General features: G+C 58.2%; 15 protein-coding genes. 9 read left to right on the top strand and 6 right to left on the bottom strand.

Features of this window, described 5'->3' with window-relative positions; translation table 11 throughout:
- Positions 1-3: 3 nt before the first annotated feature.
- From menB to menE, 3 genes are read left to right on the top strand one after another with little or no spacing between them, the layout of a single operon-like run.
- The gene (menB, locus tag JG725_RS07695; RefSeq protein WP_172289767.1) at positions 4-861 is read left to right on the top strand and encodes a 1,4-dihydroxy-2-naphthoyl-CoA synthase; all 858 of its coding nucleotides are present in this window, start codon (positions 4-6) and stop codon (positions 859-861) included.
- Entirely contained in the window at positions 861-1,832 is a 972-nt protein-coding gene (gene menC, locus JG725_RS07690; RefSeq protein ID WP_199377477.1) for an o-succinylbenzoate synthase, read from the top strand. The genes menB and menC overlap by 1 nt, the downstream gene beginning before the upstream one ends.
- A complete protein-coding gene (gene menE / locus JG725_RS07685; protein WP_199377475.1) occupies positions 1,820-3,211 on the top strand; it encodes an o-succinylbenzoate--CoA ligase in 1,392 nt (463 codons plus the stop codon). Before menC ends, menE begins: the two co-directional genes overlap by 13 nt.
- Positions 3,212-3,232: 21 nt before the next feature.
- Here the strand turns inward: menE and JG725_RS07680 are convergent, their stop codons facing one another.
- Positions 3,233-4,666: a catalase gene (locus tag JG725_RS07680; RefSeq protein ID WP_199377473.1), complete on the bottom strand. Its 1,434-nt coding sequence runs from the start codon at positions 4,664-4,666 to the stop codon at positions 3,233-3,235.
- Positions 4,667-4,933: 267 nt separating this feature from the next.
- On the opposite strand from JG725_RS07680, the gene JG725_RS07675 reads away from it, so the two are divergent.
- Together JG725_RS07675 and JG725_RS07670 are read left to right on the top strand one after the other, a co-directional pair.
- Positions 4,934-5,476, top strand: coding sequence for a YfaZ family outer membrane protein (locus tag JG725_RS07675; protein ID WP_172289771.1), 543 nt, complete (start codon positions 4,934-4,936; stop codon positions 5,474-5,476).
- An 83-nt stretch (positions 5,477-5,559) separates the two neighbouring features.
- Positions 5,560-6,756, top strand: coding sequence for a nicotinamide mononucleotide deamidase-related protein YfaY (locus JG725_RS07670; protein WP_172289772.1), 1,197 nt, complete (start codon positions 5,560-5,562; stop codon positions 6,754-6,756).
- Between the two features lie 342 nt (positions 6,757-7,098).
- Here JG725_RS07670 and JG725_RS07665 read toward each other — a convergent pair whose 3' ends face one another.
- The 3 genes from JG725_RS07665 to tesA all read right to left on the bottom strand — a co-directional run bounded on the left by JG725_RS07665 (position 7,099) and on the right by tesA (position 9,509).
- A complete protein-coding gene (locus JG725_RS07665) occupies positions 7,099-7,959 on the bottom strand; it encodes a co-chaperone YbbN (protein ID WP_199377471.1) in 861 nt (286 codons plus the stop codon).
- Between the two features lie 63 nt (positions 7,960-8,022).
- Complete coding sequence (locus tag JG725_RS07660) at positions 8,023-8,799, bottom strand: SDR family oxidoreductase (RefSeq protein ID WP_199377469.1); 777 nt, start codon at positions 8,797-8,799, stop codon at positions 8,023-8,025.
- 29 nt (positions 8,800-8,828) lie between these two features.
- Positions 8,829-9,509, bottom strand: a complete 681-nt coding sequence (gene tesA, locus JG725_RS07655) for a multifunctional acyl-CoA thioesterase I/protease I/lysophospholipase L1 (protein WP_199377731.1) — start codon at positions 9,507-9,509, stop codon at positions 8,829-8,831.
- Here tesA and ybbA point away from each other — a divergent pair.
- Positions 9,465-10,166, top strand: a complete 702-nt coding sequence (ybbA, locus tag JG725_RS07650; RefSeq protein ID WP_199377467.1) for a putative ABC transporter ATP-binding protein YbbA — start codon at positions 9,465-9,467, stop codon at positions 10,164-10,166. The genes tesA and ybbA overlap by 45 nt on opposite strands.
- Positions 10,163-12,592, top strand: a complete 2,430-nt coding sequence (ybbP, locus tag JG725_RS07645) for a putative ABC transporter permease subunit YbbP (RefSeq protein WP_199377465.1) — start codon at positions 10,163-10,165, stop codon at positions 12,590-12,592. The genes ybbA and ybbP overlap by 4 nt, the downstream gene beginning before the upstream one ends.
- A gap of 74 nt (positions 12,593-12,666) precedes the next feature.
- On the opposite strand, the gene JG725_RS07640 is transcribed toward ybbP, so the two are convergent.
- Entirely contained in the window at positions 12,667-14,790 is a 2,124-nt protein-coding gene (locus tag JG725_RS07640) for a TonB-dependent siderophore receptor (protein ID WP_199377463.1), read from the bottom strand.
- A complete protein-coding gene (locus tag JG725_RS07635; protein ID WP_172289779.1) occupies positions 14,783-15,889 on the bottom strand; it encodes an ABC transporter substrate-binding protein in 1,107 nt (368 codons plus the stop codon). Before JG725_RS07635 ends, JG725_RS07640 begins: the two co-directional genes overlap by 8 nt.
- A gap of 284 nt (positions 15,890-16,173) precedes the next feature.
- On the opposite strand from JG725_RS07635, the gene JG725_RS07630 reads away from it, so the two are divergent.
- Together JG725_RS07630 and JG725_RS07625 are read left to right on the top strand one after the other, a co-directional pair.
- Entirely contained in the window at positions 16,174-18,522 is a 2,349-nt protein-coding gene (locus JG725_RS07630) for an ATP-binding protein (protein ID WP_199377461.1), read from the top strand.
- Positions 18,506-19,564: an HD-GYP domain-containing protein gene (locus tag JG725_RS07625; protein WP_199377459.1), complete on the top strand. Its 1,059-nt coding sequence runs from the start codon at positions 18,506-18,508 to the stop codon at positions 19,562-19,564. Before JG725_RS07630 ends, JG725_RS07625 begins: the two co-directional genes overlap by 17 nt.
- Positions 19,565-19,586: the final 22 nt, after the last annotated feature.

Raw genomic sequence — 19,586 nt, 5'->3', positions numbered from 1 at the left:
ACTATGCTCTATCCCAGTGAAGAACTGCTTTACGCCCCGGTGGAATGGCACGATTGCAGCGGTGATTTCGTCGATATTCTCTATCACAAATCCGCTGACGGCATCGCCAAAATCACCATTAATCGTCCTCAGGTGCGTAATGCTTTTCGCCCGCAAACGGTGAAAGAGATGATCCAGGCGCTGGATAATGCCCGTCATGATGACGGCATCGGCGTGATTATTCTGACCGGCGCGGGCGACAAAGCCTTCTGCTCCGGCGGCGACCAGAAAGTCCGTGGCGACTACGGCGGCTATCAGGACGACAGCGGCGTGCATCATCTGAACGTGCTGGACTTCCAGCGCCAAATCCGCACCTGCCCGAAACCGGTGGTGGCGATGGTGGCGGGTTACTCCATCGGCGGCGGACATGTGCTGCATATGATGTGCGATCTGACGATCGCGGCGGAGAACGCCATTTTCGGTCAGACCGGCCCGCGCGTCGGATCCTTTGACGGCGGCTGGGGCGCGTCTTATATGGCGCGGATCGTCGGTCAGAAAAAAGCCCGCGAAATCTGGTTCCTGTGCCGCCAGTACGATGCCGCGCAAGCGCTGGATATGGGGCTGGTCAACACCGTGGTGCCGCTGGCCGAGCTGGAAAAAGAGACCGTACGCTGGTGCCGTGAAATGTTGCAAAACAGTCCGATGGCCTTGCGTTGCCTGAAAGCGGCGTTGAATGCCGACTGCGACGGGCAGGCCGGTTTGCAGGAATTGGCGGGTAACGCCACCATGCTGTTCTATATGACTGACGAAGGGCAGGAGGGCCGTAATGCCTTTAATGAAAAACGTCAGCCCGATTTCAGTAAATTCAAACGGAATCCGTAATGCGTCAGGTTAACGTCTATCGCTACCGTGTGCCGATGGAGGCCGGGGTGGTGTTGCGCAATCAGCGCCTGAAAACCCGCGACGGGCTGATCGTTTGTTTGCAGCAGGGCGAGCGGCAGGGCTGGGGCGAGATTGCGCCGCTGCCTGAGTTCAGCGTGGAAACGCTGGCGGAGGCCGAAGCGGCGACGCTTGCGCAGCTACGGCGCTGGGCGGCCGGCGACGAACTGACGGATGATGTCCCGCCGTCGGTGGCCTTTGGTCTGAGCGCGGCGCTGGCTGAGCTGAATCAGGAGCTGCCTGTGACGGCGGATTACCGTAAGGCGCCGCTGTGCAATGGCGATCCGGATGAGCTATTCGCCATGCTTCAGGCGTTGCCGGGCGAGAAAGTCGCCAAAGTTAAAGTCGGTCTGTATGAGGCGGTGCGTGACGGCATGATCGTCAACGTGCTGCTGGAGGCGTTGCCGGATCTGAAACTGCGTCTGGACGCCAACCGCGGCTGGACGCGGGCCAAAGCGGATGGGTTCGCCCGTTATGTGGCGCCGCAGTTGCGTTCGCGCATCGCTTTTCTGGAAGAGCCTTGCAAAACCCGTCAGGAATCCCGCGAGTTTGCGCGGGACACCGGCATCAATATCGCCTGGGATGAAAGCGTGCGCGAAGCCGACTTTCGGGTCGAGGCCGAGCCGGGCGTCAGCGCCATCGTCATCAAACCGACGCTGGTCGGCAGCCTGACGCGCTGTCGGCAACTGGTGCGGGAAGCGCATCAGGCGGGGCTGACCGCGGTCATCAGCTCCAGTATTGAGTCCAGTTTGGGATTAAGCCAACTGGCGCGTCTGGCGCACTGGCTGACGCCGGATACCATTCCCGGGCTGGATACGCTGGATTTGATGCAGTCGCAGGTGATACGGCCCTGGCCGGAAAGCGAATTACCGCTGCTGGCGGTCGACCAACTGGAACGGGTATGGCAATCCTGAACGACTGGCCCTGGCGTCACTGGGCCGGCCATGCCTCCCGGTCAGACGCGCTGATCGACGGCGAGCGATGCTGGAGCTGGCGGCAGCTTGCGCAGCGGGTCGATCAACTGGCCTGCGGTTTTCAGCGGCAGGGCGTCGCGCCCGGTTGCGGCGTGGTGCTGCGCGGTAAGAACAGTCCCGCCATGCTGTTCTGTTATCTGGCGCTGTTACGGTGCGGCGCGCGGCTGTTGCCGCTCAATCCGCAACTGCCTGAATCATTAACCGACACCCTGCTGTATTCACTGGACGTCCGCTACGGGCTATGCCTGAATGGGCGGCCGTGGCCGTCAGGGATGGCGGCGTTACGGCATGACCCTGTCGATGCGCCTTCTTCCCCACCGGCGCTGCCCTGGCAAGCGGAGCGGCTGGCGACGCTGACGTTAACCTCGGGATCCAGCGGCTTGCCCAAGGCCGCCGCGCATACCTTTGCCGCCCACCTTGCCAGCGCCGGGGGCGTGTTGCAGATGATGGCGTTCTCCCATGGAGATAGCTGGCTGCTGTCGTTGCCGCTGTTTCATGTGTCCGGGCAGGGCATCGTGTGGCGCTGGTTGGCCGCCGGCGCCACGCTGGTGGTACGCGCCGATCGGCCGTTGGATACGGCGTTGCAGGGGTGTACGCATGCCTCATTGGTGCCGACCCAGCTATGGCGGCTGTTAACGCAAAATAGGCTGCCCCCGACGCTGAAAGCGGTGTTGCTGGGCGGGGCGACGATCCCGGCGGCGTTAACCCGGCAGGCGGAGGCCCACGGCGTGACGTGCTGGTGCGGATACGGTTTAACCGAGCTGGCTTCGACGGTGTGCGCCAAACGCGCCGACGGCCGTGCCGGCGTCGGGCTTCCGCTTAGCGGGCGGGAGATCCGTCTGGCGGGCGAGGAAATTTTGCTGCGCGGCAGTACGCTGGCTTCGGGCTATTGGCGCGACGGACGGCTAGTTCCGCTGGTCGACGAACAGGGTTGGTTCCATACGCGGGATCGCGGCTGTTTCGATAAGGGCGAGTGGCGCATTCTGGGCCGCCTGGATAATCAGTTTTTCAGCGGCGGCGAGGGGATTCAGCCGGAAAATATCGAGTCGCTGCTGCTTACGCACCCGGATGTTCAGCAAGCCTGCGTGGTGCCGATTGATGACGTGGAGTTCGGTCAGCGTCCGGTGGCGGTGGTGGAAATAAGCGGCGCGACAACGCCGGATGAGATCCGTGACTGGCTGCTGCCGCAGTTGCCGGGGTTTCAGCGTCCGGTCGCCTATTATCTGTTGCCCGAGGCGTTGAAAAGTGGCGGGATTAAACTCTCCCGCCAGCAGGTAAAATTGTGGGTCGATGGCCTGAACGACAGGAAAAAAGCGTGAGGATGACCTCACGCCTGCCGATTATTTCCCTAACGCTTTCGCCACCCCGGCGCCATAGGCCGGATCAACGCGGTTAAACAGCGCAATCTGACGATCCTGAATAAACTCCGGCACCTGCGACAGTTCACCGGCGATACGCTGGAACATGCGCTGGTGTTCTTCTTCGCTCAGCAGATTAAACAACGCCCGCGGCTGACTGAAATAGTCTTCATCTTCACGGTGATTCCAATGATCGGCGGCGCCATCCAGCGTGAGCGGCGGTTCGCTGAAGTCTGGCTGCTCCTGAAAGACGCCAAAGCTGTTCGGTTCATAGGTCGCCCCGTTGCCGCTGTTGCCGTCGACGCGCAGCGCGCCGTCGCGGTGGTAGTTGTGGAACGGACATTGGGGGGCGTTGACTGGGATCTGATGATGGTTGACCCCCAGGCGATAGCGTGCGGCATCGCCATAAGAGAACAGACGGCCTTGCAGCATTTTATCCGGTGAGAAACCGATGCCGGGAATGATGTGTGCCGGATTAAAGGCGGCCTGTTCCACTTCGGAAAAGTAGTTATCCGGGTTGCGGTTCAACTCAAAAAAACCGACATCGATCAGCGGATAATCGCCGTGCGGCCAGACTTTGGTCAGATCAAACGGATTATAGGGAACCTGCGAGGCTTCCGCTTCCGGCATGATTTGGATTTTCAGGTTCCAGCGGGGAAAATCGCCGTTTTCAATGGCGGTGAATAAATCCCGCTGCGCGCTTTCACGATCTTTACCAACCAGCGCCTCTGCTTCATCGTCCATCAGATTTTCAATCCCCTGCTGGCAGATAAAGTGGAATTTAACCCAGAAACGTTCATTGGCCGCATTGATGAAGCTGTAGGTGTGGCTGCCGAAACCGTGAATATGACGAAATGACTTGGGTAAACCGCGGTCGCTGAAATCAATCGTCAACTGGTGCAGCGATTCCGGCAGTTGGGAAAAGAAATCCCATTTGTAGACCGGGTTACGCAGGTTGGTGCGTGGATCGCGTTTAACGATGTGATTGAGGTCGGGAAACTTCAGTGGATCGCGCAAATAGAATACCGGGGTATTGTTGCCCACCAGATCCCAGTTGCCTTCTTCGGTATAGAATTTCATGGCGAAACCGCGGATATCGCGCTCTGCGTCGGCGGCGCCGCGCTCGCCCGCCACGGTGGAAAGGCGTATAAACATCTCGGTTTGTTTACCGATTTCAGAGAAGATTTTCGCACGGGTATAACGGGTGATATCGTGGGTGACGGTGAACGTGCCGTGTGCGCCGGAACCTTTGGCGTGCATCCGTCGTTCGGGGATCACTTCACGATCGAAATGCGCCAGTTTTTCCAGAAACCAGACATCCTGCATTAACATCGGGCCGCGCCGTCCGGCGGTAATGACATTGTTGTTATCCACAACGGGAGCGCCGGCGACCGTCGTCAGCTTTTTCTTGCTCATCATGTGTTCCTTATATTTATTACTCTACGTTTTTGAGTCTTTGCCCTAAATACTATTATTCATTATGGGGTTTTTAGCCAAATAAGCGACGCTAATCATTTTTTATGCTTCCGGGAGCGCCGCTGAAATTTTCCGGCGCGTTTTAACGGCGTAAATACCGCTTTAACACAATATCGTGCTGGAGTAGCGGCCCGATTCGGGTAGAATCGGCGACGATATCGACATATTTTGCACGTGCGTTTAACAACGGTTTTAAGGATATTAACAATGAAAAAGTTTGTGATTGCTTGTGCAGGAAGTTTGCTGCTGGCGACGTCTTCCGTTTACGCCATTGGCATCTCCGGGGAAGCCGGACGTGACTATGTGGGCGCAAACGCCGGGTTTGGCCTGCTGGTGCCCGGGTTGTCCGGTAATGTGAGCTATGCTCATGGCGACAACGATAACGATGTTTACGGCTTCGGACTGGGCTACACCCTGCCGGTCGGCCCGCTGAAAGTCACGCTTGGCGGCAAGGCGCTGTATCTGAATCAGGATCGCGGCTCTGACGGACATGCGCTGGCGCTGGGCGGCGGCGTACAGTGGCCGATCAACCGTTACTTCTCTGTGTACGGCGAGGGTTATTATTCGCCGGACGCCTTCTCCAGCCACGTTGATCACTACGTTGAAGGTAAAGCGGGGGTTCGCTGGCATGTCGTCGGGCCGCTCAATGTGGATGTGGGGTATCGTTATATCAACATGGCCGGCGAGAGCGGCCGCTCAGATAACACGCTGGCCGATTCCGCCTATATCGGCGTTGGTCTGAATTTCTGATAACCCGCCTTACCCTCCACAGGTATCGGAAGTTATGACGGGCGCGAGCGATCGCGCCCGTTTGCCATAAACAGGAGTAAAACATGCTTAGGGTCGAGATGTTATGTACCGGCGATGAAGTGTTGCATGGTCAGATTATTGATACCAATGCGGCCTGGCTGGCGGACTACCTGTTCCAACAGGGGCTGCCGATGACCAGTCGTATGACGGTGGGGGATGATCTCGACGCGTTGGTCGCCGCGATTACCCAGCGTAGCCGGATTGCCGATATCCTGATTGTAAACGGCGGGTTGGGGCCAACCAGCGATGACTTGAGCGCGCTGGCCGCGGCGACCGCGGCCGGTGAAGGATTGGTCGAACACGCCGACTGGCTGGCGCGGATGGAGGTTTTTTTTGCCGAGCGCGGCCGGGTGATGGCGCCGAGCAACCGTAAGCAGGCGCAGATCCCGGCCAGCGCCGAAATGGTCGACAATCCAGTCGGCACGGCATGCGGTTTCGCCTTGCGGTTGAACCAATGCCTGATGTTTTTTACGCCGGGGGTTCCCTCGGAATTCAAGGTCATGGTGGATCAGCAAATCATGCCGCGTCTGCGCGAGCGCTTTACGATTGCTCCGCCGCCGCTGTGTTTGCGTTTAACCACCTTTGGCCGTTCCGAAAGCGATCTTGCCAGCCAGTTGGATGGATTGGCGCTTCCGCCGGGCGTGGTGCTGGGATATCGCTCCGCCATGCCGATTATTGAGTTGAAGCTGACCGGGCCGGCCGCGCAACGGGCGGCGATGGAGCGGTTATGGGAACAGGTGCGCGCCGTCGCCGGGGAAAACGCCCTATTCGAAGGGACGGAAGGCTTACCCGCTCAGTTGGCCCGGCGCCTGGTTGAACGGCATCTTCAACTGGCGGTAAGCGAACATTTTACCGCCGGCTTGCTGAACTGGCAGCTACAGTCGGCAAACGTCCCTCTGGCCGGGGGAGAATTGCCGGCAAAAGCGGATTCGCAGGATTTAGCGCGGCTGGCCGACGATACCCGTCAACTGGCCGAACGCCATCAGTCGGCGCTGGCGCTGAGCGTGGGCGAGCGGCAAAACGATCGGCTGGCGATTGCGCTGCACACGCCGCAAGGGACGTTTGCCCAGGCGATACAGTTCAACGTGCAGCGTTATAGCCTGAAGACGCATCAGGAAGTGGTGGCGATGCTGGCAATGAATATGTTGCGCCGTTGGCTTAATGGCTGGCCGGTCTACGGCGGCCACGGTTGGATCACGGTGTTGGAAACGCTGGACTGAGTATGCGATTCTTAATTGGCTAACTTGTTAAAATTATTGGGTTTTAATCTTCCTTGAAAGGTGAGGGATCCCCACAAATTTGGGGAATCGTTTCTGTCGGTGCAGTGAGGTTTCGTGCGCACTAACCAATGCGGATTTCTGCAACCGTTGCAGCACGCGCCCGACATGGGGCGGCTCAAGCGCCGCCGCCCCATGGCCCCGCCCACCTCAGCGCAATTTTTACGCGAAGAGAACCCCTAAATAACAACCTTTTGTTATTTAACGTGATTGATCAAATAATACTTAATCACTTTCTGGGGATTCCTCCCCGGGAAAGGGGAGGCCGGGTGGAATTAACCGCGATTAATACAGCAGCGAATAGAGCTGGCGACGATAGCGGGCGGCGAGGGCGTCGCCGGTGCCGAGCGCGGCCATGATATCCATCAGCGTTTTACGCGCGGCCCCTTGCGCCGCACCCAGATCTTTTCTCAGGAAGCCCATCAGCAGCTCCAGCGCTTCTTCGTTACGTCCGACCTGATGCATCTGCAACGCCAACTGTACCGCCAGCTCCGCGTTCTGCGGGTCGGTCTCCAACTGCTGTTGCAATTGCTGGATTTCCGGGGTGTCGGCCGCCTGCTTCAGCAATTCAATCTGCGCCACCAGACCGTGATAACGGGTATCCTGATCCTGTAGCGGGATGGTCGCCAGCACGGCTTCGGCGTCTTCGCTGCGGTTGAGCTGGATCTGAATCTCCGCCAGCATCAGGCCGATGTCGCTGCGCTGCTGGCTAAGCTGCCAGGCGTCTTTCAGCAACACCATCGCTTCCGGCAGTTTATCTTCCTGAATCAGTTGCTGCGCCTCGGCGACCTTCAGTTCTTCTTCTTTCGGCAATGCGCGAGTCAACAGTTCACGGATGGCTTCTTCCGGCTGCGGCCCCTGAAAACCATCCAGCGGCTGGCCGTCTTTGAACAGATAGACGGTCGGGATCGCGCGCAGGCCGAATTGCGCCGCGACGTGCTGTTCGGCGTCGCAATCGACTTTGGCCAGAATAAATTGCCCGGCGTATTCCTGCGCCAGCTTATTCAGCACCGGTTCCAGTTGCTGACAGTGCTGGCTGCGTTCCGACCAGAAATAGAACAGAACCGGCAGGGTCGCGGACTGTTCCAGCACCTGATGCAGGTTGGATTCGTTGATATCAATAATCGTTGCTTGTTGTTCTAGCATTGGAGTTCTCTCTCAGCCATTTTGGCTATAAATGGGGGCAAAATGCGCCGCTTCAAGCCAATATCAGGAGCGGGTGCGTAATACGTTGTCCAGACAGCGTCCGGGCAACAGACGACGCAACCACGATAAGCCGTGCGCAACCAGCGTGACGGGATAACGCAGCCTGGGGCGCGGGCTTTCCAGCGCGTGATGCAGTTTGGGCAATACCGCTTCGGGCGACAGCGTAAAGCGTTTGGCGATGCCGGGATTGGTCACCGGTTTATCGGTCTGCGTCTGATCGACATTGGCGCTAAAGCGGGTCGCCAGCGGGCCGGGTTCGATCAGGCTGACGTGCAAACCGCTGCCGTGCAGCTCCATCCGTAACGTGTCCGACCAGGCTTCAAGGGCGAATTTACTGGCGGCGTAGGCGCCGCGTCCGGGCGTGGCGACCAATCCCATCACCGAACTGGTCTGAATAATGCGGCCTTCGCCGTGCGGCAACATCGCCGGCAGCAATAATTGCGTCAGTTGATGCGTGCCAAACAGATTGCTGGAAAACTGCTGTTCCAACTGCCGACGCGAAATGCTGTTCAATGCGCCGTATAAACCATATCCGGCGTTATTAAACAGGGCGTACAGACGGTTCCCGGTCAGTCCAATGACGTCGGCGGCGGCGCGCTCAACGCTGGCGCCGTCGTCCAGATCCAACTCGATTCCTTCCAGACCCAGCGCCGCCATTCGCGCGACATCTTCAGCGCGCCGGCAGGCGGCGATCACGCGGTAGCCGCGTTTTTGCAGATCCTGCGCGGCAATCAGGCCGATTCCGCTGGAACATCCGGTAATTAAAACCGTTTTTTGCATAACTTTACCTAATTGAAAAGCCCTATTTATCAAGACTCATGCTTAACTAAGGGTTCCAACTGTTGCGCCATCCAGTCGGCAATAAACGGTTGGGCGTCACGGGTTGGATGGATCCCATCCTCCAGTATCCACTCTGGTTTAAGATACACCTGCTCCATAAAGAACGGCACCAGAGGAATATCAAACTGTTTTGCCAGGCGGGGATACACCTCGCTGAATGAATCCGTGTAGCGTCGGCCATAGTTGGTCGGCAGGCGGATTTGCATAAGCAGCGGTTGGGCGTTTGCCTGTTTGACCAGGGTAATGATTTTGCTCAGATCCTGTTCGATGTTTTGCGGCGGAAACCCCCGCAGCCCATCGTTGCCGCCAAGCTCAATCAGTACCCAGCGCGGCTGATGCTGTTCCAGCAACGCCGGAAGACGCGCCAGACCTTGCGTGGCGGTATCGCCGCTGATGCTGGCATTAATAACGGCGGCGCCTTCCGGCAGCGTCTGCCATTTCTGATTCAGCAAGGCCGGCCAGGCGTTGGCCGCCGGCATTCGATAGCCCGCACTGAGGCTATCGCCCAGTATCAATAAAGTATCCGCCGCGAAAGCGCGTACACTGAATAATCCCAGAAGCAAAAGGACGAAAACATGTTTGCGAAGACCAGTCCAGCGAGCGTTATGCCAACCAAAACCGGGCCCGCGGAAAACATTCTTGAAGTTCATCATCTTAGTAAGCACGTTGGTCAAGGGGAACATCGGCTTTCCATCCTTACCGGAGTTGAGCTGATTGTCAAACCCGCGCAGACAATCGCCCTGATCGGCGAGTCGGGATCGGGCAAGTCTACCTTGCTGGGGATCCTGGCCGGACTGGATGACGGCAGTGAAGGCGACGTCAGCCTGATGGGCGAAACGCTGTCCAAATTGGACGAAGAGGGGCGCGCGGCGCTGCGCGCCCGTGATGTGGGTTTTGTGTTTCAGTCGTTTATGCTGGTGCCGACGCTGAATGCGTTGGAAAACGTGCAGTTGCCCGCGCTGCTGCGCGGGGAGAGCGATAGCCACAGCCGCGGGCAGGCCGAACAGCTTTTGCAGCAGTTGGGGCTGGGGGAGCGTCTGCATCACCTTCCCGCCCAGCTTTCAGGGGGCGAGCAGCAGCGTGTCGCGCTGGCCCGCGCCTTTAGCGGTCATCCCAAAGTGCTGTTCGCCGACGAACCGACCGGCAATCTGGATCGCAAAACCGGCGAGCGTATCGTCGATTTGCTGTTTTCTTTGAACCGGGATTACGCCACCACGCTGATTCTGGTGACGCATGATGAGCAACTGGCGGCACGCTGCGAACGGCGGCTGCGTCTGGTGGACGGCAAACTGAGGGAAGACCTATGATCTGGCGCTGGTTCTGGCGCGAATGGCGCTCCCCCTCATTATTGATTGTCTGGCTGGCGTTGACGCTGGCGGTGGCCTGTGTGCTGGCGCTGGGCAATATCAGCGACCGGATGGAAAAAGGGCTGAGTCAGCAAAGCCGCGATTTTCTGGCCGGCGATCGGGTATTGCGCGCCTCGCGTCCGGTGGATGAGGCGTGGCTTCAGACGGCGCAGCAGCAAGGGCTGACGCTGAGCCGGCAGATTTCGTTTATGACCATGACCTTCGCCGGCGATACGCCGCAGCTGGCGCGGGTGAAAGCCACCGATCAACGCTATCCGCTATACGGCGAGTTGTTGACGCGCCCGAGCGGGCTGCGGGTGGAGCCCGGAACCGTACTGGTTGAGCCGCGTCTGCTGGCGCTGTTGGGGTTAGCGGTCGGCGACAGTCTGGATGTGGGCGATACCTCTCTGCGCGTTGCCGGCGAGCTGATTCAGGAACCGGATTCCGGCTTTAATCCGTTTGAGACCGCGCCGCGTATTTTGATGAACCTGGCCGATGTGGAAAAAACCGGCGCCATCCAGCCCGGCGGTCGGATTACCTGGCGCTATATGTTTGCCGGGGATGCGCGGCAGATCGACGGCTTTAGCGATTTTATCAAGCCGCTGCTCAAGCCCGATCAGCGCTGGTACGGTATGGAAGATTCCGAGGGCGCGCTGAGTCAGTCGCTGAAACGCTCGCAGCAATTCCTGTTGCTCTCGGCGCTGTTGACGCTGCTGCTGTCTATCGCGGCGGTGGCGGTGTCCATGGGGCACTATTGCCGCAGCCGTTACGATCTGGTGGCGGTATTAAAAACGCTGGGCGCCGGACGGCAGGCGCTGCGGCGGCTGATTGTCGGGCAGTGGCTGTCGGTGTTGGGGTTGGCGGCCCTGTGCGGCAGCCTTGTCGGCCTCGGTTTTGAGGCGCTGCTGATGAAAATGCTGGCGCCGGTGTTGCCTGCGGCGCTGCCGGCCTCGGGTCTGTGGCCGTGGGTGTGGGCGTTGGGCTCGCTGGTGCTGATCTCGCTGTTGGTGGGGCTGCGGCCGTATCGTTTATTGCTGGCGACGCAACCGCTGCGCGTACTGCGTCAGGATGTGGTGGCCAATGTCTGGCCGCTGCGCTATTACCTGCCGGCGGTGGCGCTGATCGTTATCGGGATGCTTGCCATATTGTCCGGCGGCGGTACGCTGCTGTGGTCATTGCTGGGCGGTATGGCGGTGCTGTCGCTGTTATTGGGCGTGATTGGCTGGGGCGGGTTGCTGTTGCTGCGGCGTTTGACGGTTAAGCGGCTGGCGCTGCGCCTGGCGATTAACCGTCTGCTGCGTCAGCCGTGGTCGACGCTGAGTCAACTGGCCGCTTTTTCGCTGTCGTTTATGCTGCTGGCGCTGTTGCTGGTGATGCGGGGCGATTTGCTGGAACGCTGGCAGCAGCAGTTGCCGCCGGGCAGTCCGAATTACTTCCTGCTGAATATGACCGCCGAGCAGGTGCCGCAGGTAAGAACCTTCCTTGAGCAGCATCAGGTTAAGCCGGAGCTGTTTTATCCGATTATCCGCGCGCGTCTGACGGAAATTAATCAGCAGGTAGCCACGGAAATCATCCATGAAGACGATCCCGGCGGCAACACGGTCAATCGCGAACTGAACCTGACCTGGCTGGACGGCATCCCCGAGCACAATGTGCTGGTGGAAGGGCAGGCGCCGCAAGCCGGTGAAGTCTCAATGGAAGAGAACGAAGCCAAAGAGATGGGGATTAAGATCGGCGATACGCTGACTTTTACCGGCGATACGCAGCCATTCAGCGCCAAAGTGACCAGCTTCCGTCAGGTGGACTGGGAAAGTCTGCGCCCGAACTTCTTCTTTATTTTTCCTGCCGGGGCATTGGATAGTCAGCCGCAGTCGTGGCTGACCAGCTTCCGCTATGAGGGCGATGAAAAAATGATCGCCCAGCTAAACCGTCAATTCCCGACGCTGAGCGTACTGGATATCGGCAGTATCCTGCGTCAGGTCGGGCAGGTGTTGCAGCAGGTTAGCCGGGCGTTGGAAATCATGGTGATTCTGGTGCTGTTCTGCGGCGTGCTGTTGCTGATGGCGCAAATTCAGGTGGGCATGCGTCAGCGGCGGCAGGAGTTGATGGTGTACCGCACCTTGGGGGCCGGGCTGCGTTTGTTGCGCACAACGCTATGGTGTGAGTTTGCCGTGCTGGGGCTGGTGGCGGGCATCGCCGCCGCCATTGGCGCGGAAGCCGCATTATGGTTATTGCAACGTAAGGTATTCAACTTCCCCTGGGAGCCGAACGTGGCGATGTGGGTGGCGCTGCCGCTGTCGGCGGCGTTGCTGCTGTCGCTGTGCGGCGGTTGGCTGGGATTGCGATTGCTGCGCGGTAAGGCGTTATTCCGGCAGTTTGCCGGGTAGCGATACAGAACGGCGGGAGGGGCGACCGAATCCACGCCCCATTCCGCGGTGAAACGGAATGGGGCGGATACGGTTTAGAAATCCACGCTGGCGCGCAGCACCACCTGACGCGGTTCGCCGATGGCGACGCGCAGGTTGTTGCCGCTGGACGGGTAGTAGGTTTTATCAAACAGGTTCTTTACGTTGAGCTGCCATTTCACCTTATAGCCATTCAGCGGCAGGCTATACGCCAGGAAGGCGTCCGCGACCGTGTAATCGTCCAGATAGAAACTGTTTGCCGCATCCCCCGCCCGGCGGCCGACATAGCGCGCCCCGGCGCCGACGCGCAGGTTATCCCCCGACTGTAAGCCGGTGGCGCCGAAATCCTGGGTCAGAAACAGCGACGCGGTATGACGGGCCGCATTGGTCATTTCATTGCCGTTATTTTCCGGGTCAGCCGTCACTTTGGCATCGGTATAGGCATAGGAGCCGATCAGTCTGAGCGAATCGGTGAGCTTACCCGCCAGATCCAATTCAACTCCCTGCGAGCGGACTTTACCGGCGGTGCGGGTCACGCTATCGCCATTGCCGTCGAGTTCGCTGACCATCACATTGCGTTTTTCAATATCGAACAACGCCAGATTCGCGGTGATCCGGTTTGGCAGATCCAGCTTGGCGCCGATCTCGTAGGCGGTGCCGATTTCAGGCGGCAGCGCGCCGATTTGCGTGGCAATGGAAACGTTCGGCTTAAACGACTCGCTGTAGCTGGCATAGAGCGACGAATACGAGGTCAGGTTGTAAACCACCCCTGCGCGCGGCACCAGCCGGCTGTAGGAACTGTCGGTGCGGGTGACGAACGGACGGCCTTTACCGGCCATGACGTCAAAGCTGTCGTAGCGCAGCCCGGCCAGCAACAACCAGCGGTCGTTAAGGCGAATGGCATCCTGCATAAAGAAACCGGTGCTGTCGATATTTTCCCGCTGATCGCTGTCTGACGCGATGGCGTTGGTCGATGCGGCCAACTGACCGTACACCGGATTGTAGATGTTAAAGTCTGTTCTGTTATTTGTTCCGCGGATCATATCGCCGCGGAAAGTGCGGTCGGCTTCGTAGTCAAAGCCGAACAGCAACTGGTGATTGATGCGTCCCCAGTCAACATCGCCGTTCAGGGTAAACTGCGCCATCTGGGTTTGGGCGTGGGCGTACCCCGTGGCGTCGGGACGGCGGGTCAATATGCCGGTGTCGGGGTTATAGCTCATGGCCCGCGCCTGATTATCGCTATAACGGTTGCGGTTATAGGAATAGGTTAGGCTGCTTTTCCAGCGATCGGTCAGATTGCGGTCCACCTGTAGCGTGATGCTGTCCTGATCGCCGCGGGTGGTATTGTAATGTTCGTCGAAACGACGATCGCGCGGGGTGTTCACCGGTTTACCGGTATTGGGATCGATAATGGTGCCGCGATCGAATGGCGTCAGATATTCCATGTGCTCGTATGCCACGCGCACCGTGGTGTCCTCGCCGTACCACATCAGGGACGGCGCAATGGTGGTCTGGCGGTTGCGGCCAAAGTTACGCCAGTAATCGGTTTCATCGTGATCGATCACCATACGGTAAGCCAGCCCCGAGGCGCCCAGCGGCCCGGTTACATCCAACTGGCCGCCGCCGCCGTTAAAGCTGCTGCCCCAGCCTTCAATATGGGTTTTTTGCACTAACTCCGGTTTTTTGCTGATGATATTGATCACGCCGCCGGGTTCGCCCATGCCATACAACATGGAGGCCGGGCCTTTCAGCACTTCCACCCGTTGGCTGCTCGGGGTGAAGTTACGCGCCTGAATAGAACGGATGCCATCACGCAGAATGGAGCCATCCCGGTTGTCGCCAAAGCCGCGTTTGATGAGCGCATCCTGCGTGCCGCCGAGCGTATTGGCTTGCGTGATGCCGCTGACGTTGTACAACGCTTCATCAATATTGCGTACCGCGCGATCTTCAAGCACCTGCGTCGGCACCACGTTGACCGCCTGCGGCACATCCAGCAGACGACTTTCAGTGCGCGTTCCGGTGACCGTGTTATGCGGCTGGTAGCCGGTTTCTGCTTCCGCCTGCGTCGCCGTTGTCGCGCTGACCACCAGCGTATCGTCTTTGGATTGTGTTGCGGCCTGAATACTGAACGGCAACAGCGCCAGCAACGGCCAGCCGTTACGCCATGTCTTATTATTCATGAGTGAGATGACTCCAATAGGTCCCTGAAAAATCAATAGGTAAAAACTGCTGATAAAGCGCTTGTAGCGTGTGTTGCGGATCGATATCGGTGAACAAATCGGGATAGAGCGCTTTGGCAAACATTTCGACCATCACCACGTGATACGGACTGAGGTAAAAGTTGTGCCACATACTCCATGCCCGACCGTTTCGCACCGCGTCGAGATGAGACAAAATCGGTTCCTGACGGATCAAATCGCGGAAGCTGCTGTCGGCCTGTTGTTCCGCGACCTGCGGCCCAAGCATCAGGCTGGAAAAGCGTTTGCCTTGCGGCCCCGCCATGCCGGTGGCGATGTAGACATCCGGTTTGGCGGCCAGCGCCCGTTCCGGACTCAGTTCGCCATAGACGCTGCTGATGACGCCGGCGGCGATGTTTTCACCGCCGGCAAACCTCAGCAGGTCGCCCAGATTTCCGCCCACCGCGGTGGTGCAGCAGGTATCGCGGCGACCAAGATGCAGATGCAGCATCACGGTGGTTTTTTTACCGTGATATTGCTCGATGCGCTGACGGACCCTATCCATATGCCGTTGATAGAAGGCGCTGAATGCCGCCGCGCGTTCCGGCTGATTCAATGCCTCCCCCAACAGCCGGATACTGGGTAAGGTGTGATTGAGTAAGTCGACGCGTAAATCGACATAAATGACCGGGACGCCGGCGTTGGTCAGCGTCTGAAGCAGCCGGTCTTCGTTGGCGGCGGTTTTTGCCAGCCGCGGCAAAATAACCAGATCGGGTTTGAGCGGCAGAAGCGACTCCGCATTCATGGTTTGCAGGCTGCCGTTGCCTAATTGCGGGATTTGGGCGATCTGCGGAAATTTTTGCGTATAGCGTTGCCAACTCTGCGCGTCATAACGCGGCATATCGCCCGGCCAGCCCACCACATTTTTTGCCGGGTTGCCCGGTTCAAGCAAAGCCAGCGTATACAGCATGCGGCTCTCACCGAGGATAATGCGCTGCGGATTGTCCGGGATCTCGACTTGGCGACCGAGCATATCCGTGACGGTTTTAGCCGGCGATAACGGGCTTAGTAGGGATAAAAAAACCAGGATGGCGATACGCATGATTAACTCTGCATAAAAGTGGGCGGCGAAAGATAATCATTGTCATTCTTGTTTTCAACACGTGGCGAGTAGGGTTAATCCGCGCCGGCGGAAAATACCGTTACAGATCTGAAAATTACGCAGAATTAAGTAAATAATTAAAGTGCCGGACGGCGACGAAAAGCGGCGGGCGAAAGTCGAGTTACCGTTTGTTCTAATATCAGAAAATTCCTATGGTTAGTGAAAATTTTATGGTGATGCGATACGATGTTACCCGTAAAACTTGCTGTGCAAGGAGAAAGAGAATGGGGGCGTACCGCCAGACCGGGGATCAGCGCCAGAAACTTATAAAATCCGCTATCGCTCAACCTCCTGGCCGACTGATTGTGCTCGGTCGGTGCGGTGATGGGGTGGATCTGTCGGAATTCTCATTGTCTTCACTAAAATTGTCTTCGCTAACATTGGTGCAGTGCGCCACGCTGGAACACGTGCCGCAACCCGTCGGCGATGGCGATATATTGCTTACCTCGCTGGACTGGATGGACGAGCTTGCGTCGGCGCGGCACGATGAGTTATCGCGCTACGGGCGCCGCGTTGCCCTCTGGATCGCCTTTACTGATGGTTCCACCCGTATCGCCAGGCAGATCTACTGGCAAAAGCAAGGCGTCGATTATTTTTCCCCCGCCTTGCGGGACGGGCAAGAGTTGGCGTTGCTGCTTGACGCGGTGTGCCCGCAGGACTCGGGCAGCCTGTGGCAATTAATCCTCGATCGCCTGCCGGCCGGCGTGTTCTGGAAAGATCTCTCTTTGCGCTATCTTGGCGCCAATCGCTATTTTACTCATGATGCCGGACGAAACGATCCCGGCGAGATCGTCGGGCGCGATGATTTTGAACTGTTTGAACCGGCGCTGGCCGAGAAATATCGTCAGGATGATCTGGCGGTGCTGAACGGCGGGCAGCCAAGAATGAATGCCGTTGAGTCTGTCGAACGGCAAACGGGCGGGCAACGCTGGCTGAGCGTGAATAAGGTTCCGCTGCGCGATGCGCGGGGCGAACTGGTCGGGCTGCTGTGTTTGTATCTTGATATCACTCGCTTCAAAGAGACGGAGCGGGAGTTGATCGAGAGCGAAGCGCGTTTTCGTTTCTTTCTGGATAATGTCGACGAAGGGGTGGTGGTATTCGACCCGCAGGGCATTATCGTTGACGTCAGCTCGCGCTGGCTTGAGCTGTTCCGTTGTCGGCGCGAGGACGCCATCGGTCAGCCGGTGCTCTCTTATACCAGTCCGACGGCGGTGCCGATGGCGACGCAGCTGATCGGTGAAAAATGGTCCGAGTCCTATGAGTCCGAGATGCTGAGAAAGGACGGCACCACTTTTCCCGCCATTGTGCGCGGCAGGGAGCAGGATTTTGGCGGCCGCGGGCTGCGTCTGACCACCATTCTTGATATCACCCGGCAAAAAGAGGGCGAGCGGGCGCTGAAGGTCGCCAAGATTGAAGCGGAACGCGCCAACCGGGCCAAATCTGAATTTCTCTCCAGCATGAGTCACGAGTTGCGCACGCCGATGAATGCCATTCTGGGGTTTTCCCAGATCCTGGCGTTCGATGAGCAACTGAACGATGATCAGTTAGACAATGTGACGGAAATCCTCAAGGCGGGGCGACATTTGCTGGAGTTGATCAATGATGTTCTCGATCTTGCCAAGATCGAATCCGGCGTCGTGTCTCTGTCGATAGAAGCGGTGGATCTGTCCGCGTTGATGCGCGACTGCCGGCAACTGATCCAACCGCTGGCCGCGGACAGGCAAATAACCCTGTGTCTGGATGTTCCCGAACAGCTGACGGTCAGCGCCGATCCGGTTCGTTTCAAGCAGGTGTTGCTGAATCTGTTGTCCAACGCCATCAAATACAATAACGCCGGGGGCGAAGTGCGTATCGCGTTGGAAACGCGGCAAAACGGGCTGCGTATCGCCGTTGTCGATACCGGAAACGGTATTGCCCGCGAGCGTATGGGGGAGTTGTTCCAGCCCTTTAACCGGCTTGATGAGGAGCGTGGCGCTATCGAGGGAAGCGGCATCGGTCTGGTGATCACCCGCAGGCTGATCGACGCCATGGGCGGCAGAATCGGCGTGGAAAGCGTGCCTGGCAAGGGGAGTCGTTTCTGGGTGGAGCTGCCGCTGGCCGATCCGCGGCTGCCGCCGACGGAAGCGAGGCCGGCGGCGGCCCGGCCCAGGCCGTTTATCGACGGACAGCGGCGGCATTGCATTCTATATATTGACGATAACCCGGTGAATCTCAAGCTGGTGGCGCAGATCCTGGATAAATTGCGTCATATCCAACTTGTCGCGATGCATACTCCGGAAGAGGGGATCGAGTATGCCGTGACGCATCAGCCTGATTTGATTCTGCTTGATATCAACCTGCCGGGCATGGATGGCTATGAAGTGCTGGCGCTGTTTAAGTCTCATGTCCGGCTACGGCATGTACCGGTATTTGCCGTCTCGGCCAATGTTATGCCGCAGGATATTGAGCGCGGTATGGCGGCGGGTTTTGCCGATTACCTGACCAAGCCGTTGGATATCGGTCGGTTCCTGGCCAGTATTGACGCTCATCTGTACGATGATAGGGGGAATTTACGCCATGATGAACAAGCATAATGATGCTCGTATCCTCATTGTTGATGACGAAGCGGCGAACCTCAAGGTGCTGGAAAAGCTGTTGTCCAGCGAAGGCTATTGCCGTCTGGTCAGCGTTCAGGATCCGCGCCTGGTGCTACGTACCTATTTGGAAGCCCGCCCTGATCTGATCCTGCTGGACATTAATATGCCGCATATCGACGGCTACCAACTGATGCAGCAGTTGAAAATGTTGCACGATCCGCTGTTGCCGCCGATCATGGTGCTGACGGCGGAGCACGGGCGTGAGCGGTTGTTGAAAGCGCTGAGCGCCGGGGCGCGGGATTATGTCAATAAACCTTTCGATCGCACCGAACTGCTGATGCGGGTGCGTAACCTGCTTGATGCCCATCTGGCTCATCGGCTGATATACGAACAGAACGATGTATTGGAAAAGATGGTTCGCCTGCGCACCCGGGAACTGCTTGACACCCGTCTACAGGTGGTGCGTCGCCTTGCCCGGGCGGCGGAATACCGTGACAGCGAAACCGGCCGCCATATTATGCGCATGAGCCATACCTGCGCATTGCTGGCGCGCCAATTGGGATGGAGCGAAAGCGACGTCGAGCTGATTCTGCATTCCAGCCCAATGCATGATGTGGGGAAAATCGGTATTCCGGATGCGATCCTGCTCAAGCCTGACAAACTTAACGCCGCCGAATGGGAAGTCATGCGGCAGCACACGGTTATCGGCGCCGAAATATTGGCCGGCGACGATTCCCAGCTTATGGTGATGTCTCGCAATATCGCGCTGACGCACCATGAAAAATGGAATGGCGATGGTTATCCCGGCGGTTTGTCGGGGAAGGATATTCCGTTGCCGGGACGTATTGTCGCCGTGGCGGATGTGTTCGATGCGCTGGTTTCAGAACGCCCTTATAAGCCGGCCTGGCCGCATGAGCAGGCTATTGATTATATCAAGGCGCAATCAGGCTCTCATTTCGATCCTGAGGTGGTCAGCGCTTTTATGGATATTCTGGATGGTGCCATCAGAATCCAGGAGATTTATCGTGAAGCCGTGTGAGGATTAAAAATCAGGCGCACCC

Source organism: Brenneria sp. L3-3C-1 (assembly GCF_016456245.1).
Classification (GTDB): Bacteria; Pseudomonadota; Gammaproteobacteria; order Enterobacterales; family Enterobacteriaceae; genus Brenneria.
Note: the sequence above shows the minus strand (reverse complement) of the source record. Positions and strands in the feature narration are given on the sequence as shown.

What these genes read in the sequence shown, in the direction of transcription:
- menB (WP_172289767.1), top strand. Translation starts at nt 4, where the DNA reads ATGCTCTATCCCAGTGAAGAACTGCTTTACGCCCCGGTGGAATGGCAC.
- menC (WP_199377477.1), top strand. Translation starts at nt 861, where the DNA reads ATGCGTCAGGTTAACGTCTATCGCTACCGTGTGCCGATGGAGGCCGGG.
- menE (WP_199377475.1), top strand. Translation starts at nt 1,820, where the DNA reads ATGGCAATCCTGAACGACTGGCCCTGGCGTCACTGGGCCGGCCATGCC.
- JG725_RS07680 (WP_199377473.1), bottom strand. Translation starts at nt 4,666, where the DNA reads ATGAGCAAGAAAAAGCTGACGACGGTCGCCGGCGCTCCCGTTGTGGAT.
- JG725_RS07675 (WP_172289771.1), top strand. Translation starts at nt 4,934, where the DNA reads ATGAAAAAGTTTGTGATTGCTTGTGCAGGAAGTTTGCTGCTGGCGACG.
- JG725_RS07670 (WP_172289772.1), top strand. Translation starts at nt 5,560, where the DNA reads ATGCTTAGGGTCGAGATGTTATGTACCGGCGATGAAGTGTTGCATGGT.
- JG725_RS07665 (WP_199377471.1), bottom strand. Translation starts at nt 7,959, where the DNA reads ATGCTAGAACAACAAGCAACGATTATTGATATCAACGAATCCAACCTG.
- JG725_RS07660 (WP_199377469.1), bottom strand. Translation starts at nt 8,799, where the DNA reads ATGCAAAAAACGGTTTTAATTACCGGATGTTCCAGCGGAATCGGCCTG.
- ybbA (WP_199377467.1), top strand. Translation starts at nt 9,465, where the DNA reads ATGCCAACCAAAACCGGGCCCGCGGAAAACATTCTTGAAGTTCATCAT.
- tesA (WP_199377731.1), bottom strand. Translation starts at nt 9,509, where the DNA reads ATGAACTTCAAGAATGTTTTCCGCGGGCCCGGTTTTGGTTGGCATAAC.
- ybbP (WP_199377465.1), top strand. Translation starts at nt 10,163, where the DNA reads ATGATCTGGCGCTGGTTCTGGCGCGAATGGCGCTCCCCCTCATTATTG.
- JG725_RS07640 (WP_199377463.1), bottom strand. Translation starts at nt 14,790, where the DNA reads ATGAATAATAAGACATGGCGTAACGGCTGGCCGTTGCTGGCGCTGTTG.
- JG725_RS07635 (WP_172289779.1), bottom strand. Translation starts at nt 15,889, where the DNA reads ATGCGTATCGCCATCCTGGTTTTTTTATCCCTACTAAGCCCGTTATCG.
- JG725_RS07630 (WP_199377461.1), top strand. Translation starts at nt 16,174, where the DNA reads ATGGGGGCGTACCGCCAGACCGGGGATCAGCGCCAGAAACTTATAAAA.
- JG725_RS07625 (WP_199377459.1), top strand. Translation starts at nt 18,506, where the DNA reads ATGATGAACAAGCATAATGATGCTCGTATCCTCATTGTTGATGACGAA.